At 39.2% G+C, this 15747-nt stretch carries 9 protein-coding genes and 1 pseudogene; 5 read left to right on the forward strand and 5 right to left on the reverse strand.

Features of this window, described 5'->3' with window-relative positions:
* The first annotated feature begins 122 nt into the window (after nt 1–122).
* A pseudogene (locus GQR53_RS16045) lies at nt 123–502 on the forward strand (DUF3192 domain-containing protein).
* 67 nt (nt 503–569) lie between these two features.
* Here the strand turns inward: GQR53_RS16045 and GQR53_RS16050 are convergent.
* Genes GQR53_RS16050 through GQR53_RS16060 form a run of 3 tightly spaced genes read right to left on the reverse strand, consistent with a single transcriptional unit; the run spans nt 570 to nt 6711 of the window.
* A complete protein-coding gene (locus GQR53_RS16050) occupies nt 570–1469 on the reverse strand; it encodes a diguanylate cyclase (RefSeq protein ID WP_024605076.1) in 900 nt (299 codons plus the stop codon).
* Nucleotides 1453–5262 (reverse strand): ATP-binding protein, encoded by a 3810-nt coding sequence (locus GQR53_RS16055; protein ID WP_206013334.1) that lies wholly within the window; start codon nt 5260–5262, stop codon nt 1453–1455. The genes GQR53_RS16050 and GQR53_RS16055 overlap by 17 nt, the downstream gene beginning before the upstream one ends.
* Nucleotides 5263–5313: 51 nt before the next feature.
* Nucleotides 5314–6711 (reverse strand): PhoH family protein, encoded by a 1398-nt coding sequence (locus GQR53_RS16060; protein ID WP_165744519.1) that lies wholly within the window; start codon nt 6709–6711, stop codon nt 5314–5316.
* A gap of 305 nt (nt 6712–7016) precedes the next feature.
* On the opposite strand from GQR53_RS16060, the gene rapA reads away from it, so the two are divergent.
* Both rapA and GQR53_RS16070 read left to right on the forward strand, forming a co-directional pair.
* Complete coding sequence (gene rapA, locus GQR53_RS16065; RefSeq protein WP_024595181.1) at nt 7017–9911, forward strand: RNA polymerase-associated protein RapA; 2895 nt, start codon at nt 7017–7019, stop codon at nt 9909–9911.
* 318 nt (nt 9912–10229) lie between these two features.
* Nucleotides 10230–11003, forward strand: a complete 774-nt coding sequence (locus GQR53_RS16070) for a YggN family protein (protein WP_024595182.1) — start codon at nt 10230–10232, stop codon at nt 11001–11003.
* 98 nt (nt 11004–11101) lie between these two features.
* Here GQR53_RS16070 and GQR53_RS16075 read toward each other — a convergent pair whose 3' ends face one another.
* Complete coding sequence (locus tag GQR53_RS16075) at nt 11102–13531, reverse strand: zinc-dependent metalloprotease (RefSeq protein WP_165744520.1); 2430 nt, start codon at nt 13529–13531, stop codon at nt 11102–11104.
* A 154-nt stretch (nt 13532–13685) separates the two neighbouring features.
* Here GQR53_RS16075 and GQR53_RS16080 point away from each other — a divergent pair, with 154 nt between their 5' ends.
* Nucleotides 13686–14654, forward strand: coding sequence for a class 1 fructose-bisphosphatase (locus tag GQR53_RS16080; RefSeq protein ID WP_165744521.1), 969 nt, complete (start codon nt 13686–13688; stop codon nt 14652–14654).
* 93 nt (nt 14655–14747) lie between these two features.
* Here GQR53_RS16080 and GQR53_RS16085 read toward each other — a convergent pair whose 3' ends face one another.
* Nucleotides 14748–15074, reverse strand: coding sequence for a hypothetical protein (locus GQR53_RS16085; RefSeq protein WP_004335492.1), 327 nt, complete (start codon nt 15072–15074; stop codon nt 14748–14750).
* Between the two features lie 43 nt (nt 15075–15117).
* On the opposite strand from GQR53_RS16085, the gene GQR53_RS16090 reads away from it, so the two are divergent.
* The gene (locus GQR53_RS16090) at nt 15118–15477 is read left to right on the forward strand and encodes a DUF5522 domain-containing protein (protein WP_004335496.1); all 360 of its coding nucleotides are present in this window, start codon (nt 15118–15120) and stop codon (nt 15475–15477) included.
* Nucleotides 15478–15747 lie beyond the last annotated feature (270 nt).

Here is a 15747-nt window from a genome sequence, read left to right on the forward strand (position 1 = left end):
TTATTAGATAAAAACAGCTTAACTCACTTAACAAACTGATTCATAACAACTTATCAATATGGTCTACTCTTTGCTTTAATACAGTTAATAACCAATTAAAAATCTTATTAAGGTAAATAAAAATGAAAAAATCACTTTTAGCAGCCGCTTTAATCGCTCCATTTTTAACAGGCTGTGTTATTGCCGTGTCAGATGGCGAAGCTGAGACTCATTGGGCAGGGAAAACTCATCAAGCTGGCAAGCACAGCATAAAAATAATCGTGAAGTGATATCAGAGCTAAAAATGGATAGCAGCTACCAGTCTGTTTTAACGCAATTAAAAACGCCTAATTTCACTGAGCTATTAAAAAAAGATGACGATGTATACCAAGTACTTTTTTATGTAACGCATAGCAAGCATTCAGATTCAAAAACAACAAAAGATGAATGTACGCCACTAGTATTTAAAAATGATAAGTTAGTGGGCATTGGTGACACCGCTTTAGGTATGATCACGCAGTAACCAATAAAAAATGTTTGATACAAAAACGCCAATATATGAATATTGGCGTTTTTTGTATATTAAGTTTTTAGCGTGCGACTATTCTATCTCGCCCTGCATCTTTAGCGGCATATAAGCCTAAATCGGCCTCTTCTAATAATGCTTGCTCAGCATATACTTTACCACTTTGTGTAGTGGCAATACCTATACTTATAGTGATGTGGTCTGCATTTAATGAAGCTTTATGTTCTATATTCAAAGCATTTACAGCATTGCGTAATTTATTAGCAAACTCCATAGCTTCATGCTTATCAATTCCTGGTAGCACAGCAGCAAATTCTTCTCCGCCATAACGAGCAATAAAGTCACTGCCACGTTCACATTGAGCCGCAAGTGCTTGCGCAACATTCTTTAAACACTCATCGCCAGCACGGTGTCCGTAGCAATCGTTGTAACGTTTAAAGTGGTCTATATCCATAAGTAACACCGATAGCGGTGTTCCACTTCGCTTGCTGCGGCGCCATTCTCGAGATAAGTTTTCATCAAGGTAGCGTCTATTTGGTATTTCAGTTAAGCCATCTATCGAAGCTAGCATTTCTAGCAAATCATTTTTTTGCTTTATGAGGAGTTGGTTGCGCACTCTAACGCGAACAATAGAAGGACTAAATGGCTTGGTTATGTAGTCCATTGCACCGAGCTCTAAGCCCTTTGCTTCATCATCATGGCTACGATTGGCTGATATAAATATAATAGGAATAGACTGAGTTATTGGGTTTTCTTTAAGCTCCACAAGTACTTGATAGCCGTCAATTCCAGGCATAATTACATCAAGGATTATTAAATCAACTTGCGCTGTTTTTACAAAGGTCAGTGCTTTTTCACCACTTTCAACCAAGAACACGTCGTGTTCTGCTTTAAGTGTTTTTTCAAGTACTAATCTGTTGATTGGATCATCATCCACAATAAGTACTTTAGCTCTTTTCGACATCCCTAACCCCTAGCCCTTTTATAAAAACAATTACCTGTTCTAGCTGTATGATAAGCTCTTGTAGTGTTATTTCAATAGGCTTATTAGTTGTTTTAAGCGTTCTTTCACACAATAAAGCACAATGTGATAATCGTCTAAAACCTAAATTACCTGCTACACCCTTGATACTACGCACTAAACGTACCAAATCATCCTTATTGGTTGTTTCTTCTAGTTGCGATAGCTGGGTTTCACACAAGCTAGCAAACTTATCAATCATCGTATTAAGTAGTTTTTCATCCATACTAAACTGCGTTAAAGCAAATGATTTTTCAAAAAAACTTGGTTTAACTAAGTTTAAATCAGCAATTGCATCAATAAGTACTTTAGCAACAACCGGTTTAGTTAAATGTTTATTCATGCCGCACTTTAAAGAACGCTCTACATCAGCAGGCTCGCAATGAGCCGTTAAAGCAAAAATAGGCAGTTGCTTTGCGTCAAACTGTTGACGAATCAAAGCGGTTGCTTGACAGCCATCTATTTTCGGCATTTGCACATCCATCAATATTAAGTCAGGCTTTAAAACTTGCAATAATTCCATACCAATTGATGCGCTTAAAGCCGTAACAACATTTACGTTTGCTTGGCGCAGAACACTGCTAATTATTTCTAAGTTAAGCTGATTATCATCAATTGCTAATACAAGTAGACCCGATATATCAGCTTTACTTTCAGTTGCACTGTGAACTGCGGCACTTGTATTAACTATAGGCTTTTGCTGAGAGTTCAAACTAAATAGCCTTTGCCCTAATGCCGATGCTTTAACGTGATGCGCAGCTAAGTGCTCGCTTGTCGGTAAATTAAGTGTGTGCTGATGATTAATAATAATTACCGATGTTTCTTTAGCTGATAACGAATCATTAATCGCTTCAACATTTAAAAGTGCAGGTAAGTCAGCTGCATCAATTATTATTTTTTGAGTATTAGAGAGCTTAATTGGGTATTTTAGTACTTCATCTAAATTAATATTAGCAAGTTCGTTATATGCATTTGTCACCTGCTTAAGCTCTTTACTTTGATCAGATAAAATAGCCAATGTATTAGTCGGTAACACTGTGTTTTTAGTGGTATCAACTAAAAAGCTAATACTGAAATAAAATTCGCTGCCGTGGCCTTTTTTACTCTTTAAAGCAATCTCCCCACCCATTAACGATACTGCATGTTTAACAATAGCTAAACCTAGCCCAACCCCTTGGTGTATGCGGGTTGAAGATTCATCACCTTGAGTAAAAGCGTCGAATAAGCGACTTTGATCGGCTTCATCTATACCCATGCCAGTATCAATTACTTTAAAGCAAATATGCTGTTGCTCTAGGCTATCGCTTTCAATAAGTTCCATTTTTAAAGTAATGGAACCTGTTTTTGTAAACTTAACGGCATTAGTTAATAAGTTACCTAATATTTGCTGCAAACGTATACTGTCGCATATCAAATCAGGTGCTATTAGCGGGTCAATATCAATAAAAAACTCAATACCTTTTCCTTCGCACAATGGAGCCGTTAAGCTTTCACAAATATCTACCAGCTCAACCATGCTAAAAGATGCTTGTTTTAAATCGGTTTGCGAACCTTCAATACGTGCAAAATCAAGCATTCTATTAAGCATTAATAACAAGCTTTGTGCTGCATGCTTAGCTTGATCCGTTTGTTGTAATTGCTTTTGCGTTAAGCCTTGCTCAATTAACATATCAAGCAACCCTAAAACAGCGTTCAAAGGGGTACGTATTTCATGACTTAAATTGGCTATAAAGCGGCTTTTAGCTAAGGTTGCTCGTTCAGCATCTAGTTTTGATTTAGTTAAGGCACTTACATCCTGAATGTGTATAACATAATAAGCTGGATCGCGGTTTTCATCCCAGACAAGCGATACACTTAGTTGCAACCAGCTTGTTAAACCCCCTTGAGCAAGCGTTAAATGGTATACGCGTTTTTTGTCATCTAGCAATTGCGCTAATGTGCTTTTTATTTGCTGCCATTGGGAGTCATCAAATAATGCTTTCAACTGCTCCCCAACTAGTACTGGCTGATCAGAAAACTGCTTTCTTGCTGCTTTATTAACTTGTAATATTGTGTGTTCAAGCGAGAGTAAAACCACGCAGTTAGCCGCAAATTCAATTGCACTTCTAAATTTAGATTCAGATGATTTTAAGGCCAATAATGTTTGTTGCTGCTCGGTAATATCGCGGCCAATACCCATGGTTCCTAACAGGTGTTGGTGCTCGTTATAAAAAGGTGCAATAGTAAGTTGATACGATTTTGTATCGGTTTCTATTCGCTGTTCAACACTATTTCTATTTTGTAATACTTGTTTTTCAAGCGCATTTATTTGCTGATCATTGTCACCTAAATCATCCACATATTTACCAACTAATGCAGTTTGATCTTTACCGATATACGCCTCAAATGCTTTATTGCATCCTAAGAATGATCCATCAATGTTTTTAAAGTAAATAAGATCTGGCACACTGTTTAGCATAGTGTTGAGTAAAGCTAAGTGGCGCTCTTTCGCTTCGTAACTGCGGCTTAGTTTTTCTGATTGCAGCTGAACTTGGTCGTCCAGAGCTTTATTTGCACTTTGTAATGAATCAACTAACTGTTTGTTTTTAGTAAATACACGCTTCACTTTAGAAAACCAAGGTTGCCAGCTCAATGGTACTTTGTAATTTAGCTGCTCTTGGGGTTGTGTACCGTTACTCTCAAGGTATGACATTAAGTGAGTCATCGGCTTTATAAAAATACGCTGACTTAACCAAAAAAACACGCCAAACATAATACTTAAAAATAGCGTTAAAAATGTAAACTCTAGTAATATCTCATACTTAATTGAGCTTATTAATTGGGGTTTGTGCTCGTAAAATGCTGCGTGAATAGGTAACTCATCCATAGGCTGCATAAAGTAATTACTATCACTAGTTAATACTGTTTTTTGACTCTGATGATCGGCCAAGTCTGGCCAATAATTTTTTAACGCAGTTGCTTGCTCTATTATCTGTTTAGAGCTGGCGATAATTTGATGCGATTGGTTCATAAAAACGTATTCACCACTGTTTGGTGACACCTTTTTTAACCATCCAGAAATTGCTTGAACATCATAAATTAAAATAATGTACTCGGCTGAGCCTGTGCTTCGTTGTCGACCAATAGCAAAATACGAATTGTCATTCACTTTAACAATAGGACTTGAAGTAAGTTTGTTTTGCGAAAATTTTGGCTTAAATTTTCCATTTAGAATTTCAGTAAGCATTAAACTTTGGCTTTTGTTGTGCCTGCTTACATAAGCAAAACCATTATCATCAACATACGCTACAGCAGATAACGACTGCATCAACGCAAGCGTTGTATTAAACGAAGGCCCTAATGTAATAGCCTGCTGCCACTGCATTAATGCCTTAGCTGATAACGCAAACTCACCTTTACCTACAATTTCCGTACTTTGATCAATAAAATGACGATAATAGTAACCATCATATTGATTTATGCCTTCGAGCAAATCTTGGTTTATTTTGGGATAAGTCGCTTGCTCGTATAAGTTAAACATGGTGGTAAGTAGATTACTCACCGAGTCCATCCCGTGAGTAACCTGTGCTGAAACATTTGTAAAATCAGCTTGGCGTTTTTCAACCGTCCGCTCAAGCTTTATATTATATAAGTGCAAGCACAGTAAAAAAGCGACAATCAATGGCACTAACAGCGCAATAAATAATGAACGATAATAATGCTTCAGAGGTAAAAAATTCAATGTACTGCCTGCCATTTGGCTCGAAAATCAATCGATAGACTATCGAGCCAATTTGTTAAGCGCAAGTTATAAATTTTCTTCTGCAAATGACGCTAAGCGACTACGCACAACACCGTTGAGGTTTATTGTTGCGCTGCCTTCAAAGTTTTTAAAGCGCTCTACTATGTACGTCAAGCCCGATGTTACTGGCGTTAAATAGTTACTATCAATTTGCGCCAAGTTACCTGTACAAATTAATTTAGTACCTTCGCCGCAGCGAGTAATAATCGTCTTAAGCTGAGATGCCGTTAAATTTTGGCTCTCATCTAAAATTACCACCGCATTTTGAATGCTACGCCCGCGCATAAAGTTAACCGATTTAAACTGTACATTAGCCTTCTCCATTATGTAATTTCGACTCGATATTGGATTTTCGTCGCCTTTGTGCAATACCTCCAGCGTATCAGTGATAGCTGCAAGCCATGGCGCCATTTTTTCCTCCTCCGTGCCTGGTAAAAAGCCTATAGACTCTGCTATTTCTGGCGTATTACGGGTAACTATTACTTTATCGTAAATACCTTTTTCGATGACCATTTCAAGGGCGCTGGCAAGTGCTAACAAGGTTTTACCACACCCTGCTGGTCCTGTTAAAATAACAAGTTCAATACCTGTATCCAGTAATGCATCTAATGCCATCCCTTGATAAATATTTTTGGGCTTAACGCCCCATGCTTGTTGATGCATTAAACGCTCAACACCAATATCTTTGAGCGTTATGTGCTCGTCATCGTACGATTTAACGCGCGCCGCAAACTGCTCCCCTCCATCAAGTAAATATTCATTACAAAATACATCTGGTATTAAGTTTTTAGACACATGATGAAACGTATCGCGTCCGTGCTGCTGCGTATTACACTCCCCTACATGATCCCAAAAATCCCCTTCAATTTTTTTATAACCACTAGTGAGTAGGCTTATATCGTCAATAAGTTGGTCGGTACGATAATCCTCAACATATTTAAGCCCGGCGCCTTTGGCTTTTAAACGCATGTTTATATCTTTTGTAACAAGTATTACTTTTGAATCACTGTGCTGCTTTTGTAAGTACACGGCGCAATTGATAATACGATGGTCGTTTTCGTTACCAGGCAAACCAGAAATGGAGTCGGCAAATAAATGGTCGTTTACAATAATGAGGGTACCGGCAGAGCTCGCTTTTGCCTTTTTGTTACTCGGCAGCGCCACGCCTTGTAGCATTTGTTCAGGCGTTGCATTTTTAAGTACTTCATCTAATCCACGAATAGCGACGCGCGCATCACGGCTTACGTCGTGTTTTCTGTCTTTTATATGGTCAAGCTCTTCAAGCACCGTCATCGGAATTACAACGTCATGCTCTTGAAAAGACAAATAAGCGAGTGGTTCGTGAAGTAGTACGTTGGTATCTAGCACATACATTTTACTTTCAAGGTTCGAAGCTTTTTCCATAGCACTTTCCTTACGTTTTATGATTTTTATGCTATACCAAAATAACTAAGTAAAACGGGCAAAACTTAAACCTGCAATACTTAATTGCTAAGGCATAATGTAAGTTTAGTCTATTTGTCATAAAAGTCCGTTTTATTACAAACTGTAATTAGTTTTGATTTACCTAAAAAAGAGTCATAAACAAGCTGTTTTAATAGTAATAATTAACACTTACAAAATTAATTAAAAGTGAGCCAAATAGCGCCTTGCAGTGGTGTTAGCTTACAGGTAACATAGCCGCCTTTTTCATCATAGACGAGACATACATGAATTTTTCCTTAGGTCAGCGTTGGATCAGTGATACAGAGTCAGATTTAGGATTAGGCACCGTTGTTGCCATTGAAGGCCGTCAGGTCAGCATATTATTTCCTGCCAGTGGTGAAAACCGTGTTTATTCTAGTGCAGAAGCACCTGTTACCCGTGTGGCATTTAATCCTGGTGATGTGATCAAAAGCGTTGAAGAATGGGAATTAGAAGTAGAGTCTATTGAAGTACAAGGCGAGTTACTTTGTTATCACGGCACCCGTGTTGATAATGGCGAAACAGCCAAGTTAAAAGAGACCTTTTTAGATCATTTTATTAAGTTTAATAAACCACAAGATCGTTTATTTGCAGGCCAAGTCGATCGTTTTGATCGCTACACACTTCGCTACCAAACGTGGTTACATAAATTTGAACGTGAGCAATCGCCTATTAAAGGCTTAATTGGTCAGCGTGCTAATCTTATTCCGCACCAGCTTTATATTGCCCAAGAAGTGGGTAAACGTTTTGCACCACGCGTACTTTTATCAGATGAAGTAGGCCTTGGTAAAACAATTGAAGCGGGCATGATACTACATCAACAAATTATTAGTGGCCGTGCGAGTCGCGTACTGATTGTGGTGCCTGAAAACTTACAGCACCAATGGTTAGTAGAAATGCTACGCCGCTTTAACTTACGTTTTTCTATTTTTGATGAAGAGCGCTGCGACGAAGCGTTTGCAGATTCTCCAAACGTGTTTGATACAGAGCAACTAGTACTTACCAGCCTTGAGTTTTTAACCAAGAAAAAACGTTGGTTTGAACAAGCAACACTTGCTGATTGGGATCTTTTAGTAATAGATGAAGCCCATCATCTAAGCATCAATAACGGCAAGCCAAGCTCAGAGTACCAACGTATGGCAGAGCTTAGTCAAGATATTCCGGGCCTTATTTTACTTACCGCAACGCCTGATCAACTTGGTCACAGCAGTCACTTTGCGCGTTTACAATTACTCGATCCGGATCGTTTTTACGACTACGACGTGTTTAAAGAAGAAGAAGCTAATTATAAAGACGTAGCGCAAGCTGCAAATCAATTACTGCAAGAGCAAGCTCTGGACGACGCAGCCAAAGCCACGCTAATTGAGCTATTAAAAGAAACCGACATTACTGATATTCTTGAAAAAGCACAGCAAGGTGATTTACCAGCGCGTAAAGAAATACTTAACATGCTACTCGATCGCCACGGCACAGGTCGTATATTATTCAGAAATAGCCGCAGCGGCATTGATGGCTACCCTAGTCGTAAATTACACGCCTACCCAATGGCATTGCCAAAGCAGTATAAAACGGCTATGTCGGTTCTTGGTAACATGGGCGGCATTCAAAACCCTGAACTAAGTGCACACCGTGCTCTGTTTCCTGAAAAAATATTTCAAGAATTTGAAGGCGAAAGCGCAAGCTGGGGTTTATTCGATCCACGTGTAGATTGGTTAATCGACACCCTTAAAACACTTAAGCGCGAAAAAGTACTGCTTATATGTGCTAAAGCTGAAACAGCTATCAGCCTTGAGCAAATACTGCGTGAACGCGAAGCAATTAAAGCGTCGGTATTTCACGAAGGCATGTCTATTATTGAGCGTGACCGCGCTGCTGCATTTTTTGCAGACGAGTACGATAATGCACAAATATTACTGTGTTCAGAAATTGGCTCAGAAGGTCGTAACTTCCAGTTCTCGCATCACTTAGTGTTGTTTGATTTACCACTAAACCCAGATTTGCTCGAGCAACGTATTGGTCGATTAGACCGTATAGGCCAAACACAAGATGTGAACATTCATGTGCCATATTTTGAAAACACCGCTCAAGAAGTACTGCTACGTTGGTATAACGAAGGTCTAGATGCATTCGAATCTACATCAACAACGGGGCAAATGCTTTATAAAGAGTTCCGTGATGACCTACTTGAGTATATTTCTGCGCATAACTGCGATGAAGACGAGCTCGATCCATTACTTGAGCAAGTAGCGCAACAAAATGCGGTACTGCGTAAAAAAATGGAAAGCGGACGAGATCGTTTATTAGAACTACATTCATCGGGTCAAGGTGCTGCCGATTCGCTTGTAACTGATATCGAAAAACTCGATAACCAGTTTGAATTGCCAAGCTACATGATCAACGTGTTTGACACATTTGGCGTAAGCCAAGAAGATAAAGGCGAAAACACCATTATCTTAAAGCCAACGGAACATATGTTAAATGCATCGTTCCCATCGCTTAAAGAAGACGGTATGACGGTTACCTTTGATCGCGACACGGCACTTTCGCAAGAAGATGTACACTTTATCAGCTGGGATCACCCTATGGTGCAAGGCACCATGGATATGATTTGTGACGACGACTTTGGTAGCGCATCGGTGGCTTTACTTAAAAACAAAAAGTTACCGCCTGGCACCTTTTTTGTTGAGCTTATTTTTGTTGCAGAAGCAATGGCACCAAAAGTATTACAAGTTGGTCGCTTTTTACCGCCTACACCAATTCGTATATTGCTTGATAAAGCAGGTAATAACCTAGGTGAAAACGTGGCATTTGAAGGCTTTAATCAGCAGTTATCAGCCGTAGGCCGCCAAACAGCAAGTAAACTTGCCGGTGCATTGCAAAGCGCTGTCCACCCAATGATCACTACCGCTAAAGATATGGCACAAGAAAAACTTGAAGTTATTCGCGCAGCGTCACTTGCTAAAATGCAAACGTCACTCAGTGAAGAGCAAGAACGACTTGTTGCCCTTAAGCAAATTAATCCGAATATTCGCCAAGAAGAAATTACCTTCTACGATAAGCAACGTAACGACCTAACTACGTATATTGAAAAAACGCAGTTACAACTTGATGCAATTCGCTTAATAGTGGTTTCACACTAAATATTTAGTTTTTAAGCCGGCTCCAGAGTAAATTTAGAGTCGGCTATTAAGCTTAATTGATATAAATAGCTGTATCTTTTTAAACTTCATTTAAAAACCACGTGTTCTTATTTTATTATGAGCCAATTCTACCCTCTCTAGCTATATATTAAGCCCTTTGTTGGACTGTTGATTTTGCCCAACATAACCGTATCTAAAAACTCAAGCTGCACTCTATACAACTATTCTGTGAGATAGTTGATAGGTTTATTTTCCCTTGCATAAAGTTGTTTTTTTGTTAACCTACTCGCCTTCCATTTTAGTCTTTTTGAGGTGTTTATGGCGTTTCTATCTCGTTCGATATTGGCGTTATCCATGGCGCTCTCAAGCACTAGTGTCTTTGCTCAAGCCCAATGCGATGTTGAATTACGTCATGGTTTAATTATTACTGACGATGCAATTCGCATATTAGATAAAGGCCAAACTCGTGTCCAAATTAATAACAATAACCAACTGTTTATTCGCGGTTATTGGGTTGATTTAAGCGATGACGAAAGCAAAGTACTCGAACAGTTTAGTAATGGTATTCGCCACACAGTCCCCGAATTAGTAAACCTTGCTACCGATGGTGTTAACTTAGGTTTAAGCGCTATTGAACACGTAGTTGAAGGTATGTCAGACAAAGAGCCTGAAGTACTTAAAACACAATTGCAGTATGTAGAGCGCGCGCTAATGGATAAGTTTAAGCGTGGAGATGACTTCTTTTTTATAGCCCCTCAATCACTTTCGCAAATAGATGATTTTTTTACTAAAGAGATCAGCCAGCAAATTCACTCTGCTGTTCATGGATCGTTAGGTGCTATTTTGGTATCACTTGGAGATGCGTTTAAATCGCGTGAAGGTAATATAGAAGATCGCATTAACGACATGGGGCAACGCATGGATATTATCTCAAGAGAAATTGATAAATCGCTACAAAAAAAGGCACATCAATTAGAGCTTAAGGCTTCTGAGTATTGCGAATGTTTAAATGCACTCGATGTAACCGAATCTCGCTTACAGGCAATAGTACCTGGTATGGCCGATTACGATTTAGTGCAAATAAAGTCTTAGAGTACGTATTCGGTTTTAGAATAAAATAACACCGAGTATAAATATACTCGGTGTTTTGCTTTGTAATTGATTAAAACTAAGCGCTTCTACTTTTTATTCTAAATTGGTGAGCCTGGCGGGATTGGCAGCACTTTAAAGTTGTTTGGCCATTGCCCTTTAATTAAAAACTGATTTACTTGCTCAGCTAAATATTGCTTAAACGCGCTCTCGCCAGTACTTGTATGGCTCAGCATTGAGTTTTGGTTAAAGTCTTCACTCAACTTAACTAAGTAGTAACGTAACTGCGCCTGCACTTCAGGGCTTGCACTATCGCTTGCTACTATATCAGCCATGGCTTTTGCAGTTAAAAATTGCACGCGCTGAGTTATTTTACCTGTCATTGTATTAGGTGATGACGCGTTAAACACTTGGCCATATAGCTCCTCAAGTAACTCATCTAAACTATAAAAGTCATTACTACGTGCTTGTTGCTGCGCTAAGCGATTTAAACGCTGTGCATTTAATAAAAGCGACAAGCTGTGCTGCACTGCAACCTCGGGTAATGCCATTGCATCGAGCGTTAACCCTGTGCGCCCAACTATGCTCTCGCGCGACTTAGACTCGCCATACGCTTTTGGCGGAATTAGCGATAGTACCGATTCAGGAAGTAATAAGTTACTTGGCTTAAGCGTTGCAAAAATAGCGTTTACCGCTTCTTGCTGTGTTTTTTTATTAACGACTTGTGCGCCTTTTACAGGTGAATCACCGCGTGTTTCGTATTCGTAATCAACACCGGCTATAAGCTTAACCGCAGCCTCAACCTGAAAACGGTGAAACAGATAAAGCGGAACTAGTTTTTCCTCTAATTGCGATAATGAATCACCCGTTTTAATATTATTAATACCAAACTGCGAAAGCGCTTTTTTACGTACGTCGAGTACTCTTAAAAGCTCCTGCGAAGGATTAGTGCCGTTATCCCATAAATGAGCTGTTGGATGTGCGCCACCTTTAGCACGAGCATCACTATCTGATATAAACTCAAGGCCTTTGCCTTTGTTCTCTTTTAAAATAGCAGCGAGTTCTGCGCTTTCATCTTGGTTAGTGAAATCGCTATAGCCATATTTAATTACTTGGGTATCCCACACGCCCATGCCTGTTGCATACCCGCGCGTTACATCAAGCTTACCTTGTTCATTAAAGCTAAGTAGCGGATGTGGGTAATCCATTACAGAAGCTCTATCACCTACCGATGCCGCAAAGTTATGAGCAATACCTAACGTGTGGCCAATTTCATGCGCGCTTAATTGGCGAATGCGATCAAGCGCCATTGCTTGCAAGTTTTTAGCAACTTCATTACCTTTTAAATAAGGAGCAGCGAGTGCTTCAGCTATTAAAATATCTTGGCGAACACGCAATGAGCCAAGTGTTACATGCCCTTTAAGTATTTCACCTGTACGTGGGTCAATTACAGAACTTCCGTATGACCAACCACGCGTTGCTCGGTGTACCCATTGAATGACGTTGTAACGAATATCCATAGGGTCGGCGCTACTTGGCAGCACTTTTACTATAAATGCATTTTTATATCCTGCAGCAGTAAATGCGTCGTTCCACCATTTTCCACCTTCAAGCAAAGCGCTTTTAACGGGCTCTGGAACGCCAGGATCAAGGTAATAAACAATTGGTTTAACAGGTTCACTAATAGGTAAACTTGAGTCCTTTTTAGTTAGACGATGGCGCGGTATATAACGCACATACATAGACTCACCAAGCGGCGCTGCGTAATCTTTATGCTCTATACTCCAAAAACCTGATTGCGGATTAAACTTACGAGGTGTGTAGTTATCATTTGGTAATTGAATAAGTGAATGATGCATATGAACAGTAAGCGCATAAGGGTCGGCACTTACTTGGCGAACAAATTCACCTGGTTTTGTGCCCTTAAATGTAAGTACGGCTTCAAGCTCGGTGTTTTTTACAAATGCTTTTGAGCGATTCATATAAACGGCGCTACGTGATTCATCAAGACTAAAGTTCCCTTGCTTACGTGCAGCAAGCGTGCGGCTTACACCGTGTACATCACTTAATAAATAAGGCGTGTAATCAATAAGTGCTGTGGCTTTATCTTCTGCGACCACTTTAAAACCAGCAAGTATACTTGATGCAAACGCTTCTTTAATACTTTGCTGTTCAGCCTTATTGCTTGTGTTGGCACGATAGTAAGTATTTACAGCCCGCAGCATTACTTTGTCGCCAAAACGCTCAAATTGCACAAGGTGCGTGTTACCAAGCTGACCTCTATCGAGGCCTATATCGTTAGAGCCAATACCGTAAGGCAAGCTTTGCTGCAGTAAAAATTGTTGTTCAAACTTATCTACTTTTAAATATACTTTCCCGTTTTGGGTGTCGTAAAAAAACGAATAATAGCCCGGAAAATGATTCATTTGCGTAGTAAATTCATCAATTGACTTAATTGCTGCGTGCGCTTGAGTTATGATAGAGCACAGCACAGTAAAGAATATGTAACTTAGTAGTGGTATTTTTTTCATAATCTTATCTTTGTTATTTGTGTTTTAAGTACGATTAGGTGGTCCCATTATAGGGTGCTATTTAAACAATACAGTTATTTAAGACGAATTTCAGCGCTCTAAGCTAATCTCTCTCACATTATGATTGGTTTTAACACGTTATCAGGAAAATAGAATGCGTAGACTCCCTCCAGTATTACTTGAAGATGGTTGTTCAAGAGAACTTTTATCATTAATTCGAACAATTTTAGCAGCATGTAAAGAAATTTCGTTTCGCGTTGGTCAAGGCGCGCTTTCTGGCGTATTAGGCTCAACCCTTGATGAAAACATTCAAGGTGAAACTCAAAAAAAACTCGATGTATTATCTAATCAGCTGTTAAAAGATATTTTACTGGAATCAGGTACGGTTAAAGCAATCGCGTCTGAAGAAGAAGACTACACAGTAGCAGGTAACCCAGACGCTAAATTTATAGTGGCATTTGATCCACTCGATGGCTCGTCAAATACGGATATTAACTCACTTGTGGGTACTATATTTTCTATTATGGAAGCGCCTGAAGGCTCAGACGCTGCTGATCAAAGCATATTTATGCAGCCCGGCCATAAGCAAGTTGCTGCAGGTTACGTACTTTACGGGCCATCAACAATGCTTGCGCTGACTACAGGTAAAGGCACGCGCATGTTTACTCTTGATAAAACACAAGGCAGCTTTTTACTTACACAAGATTTTGCAAGCATTCCTGCTGATACAAACGAATTTGCCATTAATACGTCTAACCAACGCCATTGGCAGCCAGCTATGCAAAACTATATCAATGATTTGCTAGCAGGCGATACAGGCCCGCGCGCTAAAAACTTTAATATGCGCTGGATTGCAGCAATGGTGGGCGATGTACATCGCGTGCTTAGCCGTGGCGGTTTGTTTACTTACCCTACAGACACGAAAGATCCTAAAAAGCCAAATAAATTACGCCTACTTTACGAAGCAAATCCAATGGCTATGTTAGTAGAGCAAGCTGGCGGTATCGCTTCAACCGGTACTGAGCGTATTATGGATATTCAGCCTGATGCAATCCACCAGCGAGTAGCTGTTATTTTAGGTTCTAAAAACGAAGTAGAAACGTGCTTGGGATATCATAAATAATCGCTTAAAACGATTACCTTCAATTTAAAAAACCGCATTCAATTGAAGTGCGGTTTTTTTTGGTGAAGTTTTACACCTCGCTTTTTAAACAAATCAAACTTTTACTAACGCAACTATTTGAGCAAGCTTTTGATGATTAAGCTCTCCCATTTGCTCGCTATTACTGAGCGCATAAATAAAACCTTCGTGCTCAGTACAATCAATATCATCTCGCGATTCAATTACGTTTGCCCAAAGCTCTAAATCATCTAAGTCTATTTCGTTACTTAAACAGCGTTTCAGCACATCAATTAAAACCTCGGTTGAGAGAGTATAATGAGTTTTATTGCTATCAGCAGGGCTTGAAACGATAACCGATATAGCTTCGTCCCTTTGCTCACCAAATGTAATAAATTCAGCTAATGCTTTTTGTGTATTCATAATATTTGTTATTCTTGGCTCACTGTTACTAAAAAGAATTATAATGACTGAACTTAACTGCACTCAATGCCACAGTACTTTAACGTGTAATGTAGACGATATATCAGCGTGTTGGTGCAATGAGCTGCCGGCTATTTTACCGCTTGATATCACAGCAACAAGTTGTTTATGCCGCAAGTGCACGCTGAATAAAATAAATACTTTTTTAGAGGGTGTTTATACACAACCTATTAAAACCCAAATAGACTTTGCAAAGCAATATAGAGGTAACGACAATTTAATTGAAGGGCTCGACTACACCATGCAAAGTGGTTACATGATATTTAGTAAGTGGTTTTTTTTAAAGCGTGGTTCGTGCTGCAAAAATGGTTGTAAAAACTGCCCTTATGGTTTTAGAAAGTAAAAGCTATTTAATACAACTACGACCAAACATTGGTTTTTACCTTCTCATTTTCATCTCTTTCACTTCTCCTTGTGAGTAGTATTTTTAAATGCAATTATTCACAAAGAGGTTTAGAGACGCTGCGCTTTTAGAGTAAGTGATTGTATAAAAATAGTATTTAAATACGAGTAAGCACTGGTTTTTATCTTCTCATTTTCTTCTCTTTTACTTCTCCTTGTAAATAATATTTTTAAGTACTGTTATTCACAAAGAGGTTTAGAGGCGCTGCGC

The sequence above is a fragment of the Pseudoalteromonas sp. Z9A6 genome (assembly GCF_011378805.1).
Taxonomy (GTDB): Bacteria; Pseudomonadota; Gammaproteobacteria; order Enterobacterales; family Alteromonadaceae; genus Pseudoalteromonas; species Pseudoalteromonas distincta.

What these genes read in the sequence shown, in the direction of transcription:
- GQR53_RS16050 (WP_024605076.1), bottom strand. Translation starts at nt 1,469, where the DNA reads ATGTCGAAAAGAGCTAAAGTACTTATTGTGGATGATGATCCAATCAAC.
- GQR53_RS16055 (WP_206013334.1), bottom strand. Translation starts at nt 5,262, where the DNA reads ATGGCAGGCAGTACATTGAATTTTTTACCTCTGAAGCATTATTATCGT.
- GQR53_RS16060 (WP_165744519.1), bottom strand. Translation starts at nt 6,711, where the DNA reads ATGGAAAAAGCTTCGAACCTTGAAAGTAAAATGTATGTGCTAGATACC.
- rapA (WP_024595181.1), top strand. Translation starts at nt 7,017, where the DNA reads ATGAATTTTTCCTTAGGTCAGCGTTGGATCAGTGATACAGAGTCAGAT.
- GQR53_RS16070 (WP_024595182.1), top strand. Translation starts at nt 10,230, where the DNA reads ATGGCGTTTCTATCTCGTTCGATATTGGCGTTATCCATGGCGCTCTCA.
- GQR53_RS16075 (WP_165744520.1), bottom strand. Translation starts at nt 13,531, where the DNA reads ATGAAAAAAATACCACTACTAAGTTACATATTCTTTACTGTGCTGTGC.
- GQR53_RS16080 (WP_165744521.1), top strand. Translation starts at nt 13,686, where the DNA reads ATGCGTAGACTCCCTCCAGTATTACTTGAAGATGGTTGTTCAAGAGAA.
- GQR53_RS16085 (WP_004335492.1), bottom strand. Translation starts at nt 15,074, where the DNA reads ATGAATACACAAAAAGCATTAGCTGAATTTATTACATTTGGTGAGCAA.
- GQR53_RS16090 (WP_004335496.1), top strand. Translation starts at nt 15,118, where the DNA reads ATGACTGAACTTAACTGCACTCAATGCCACAGTACTTTAACGTGTAAT.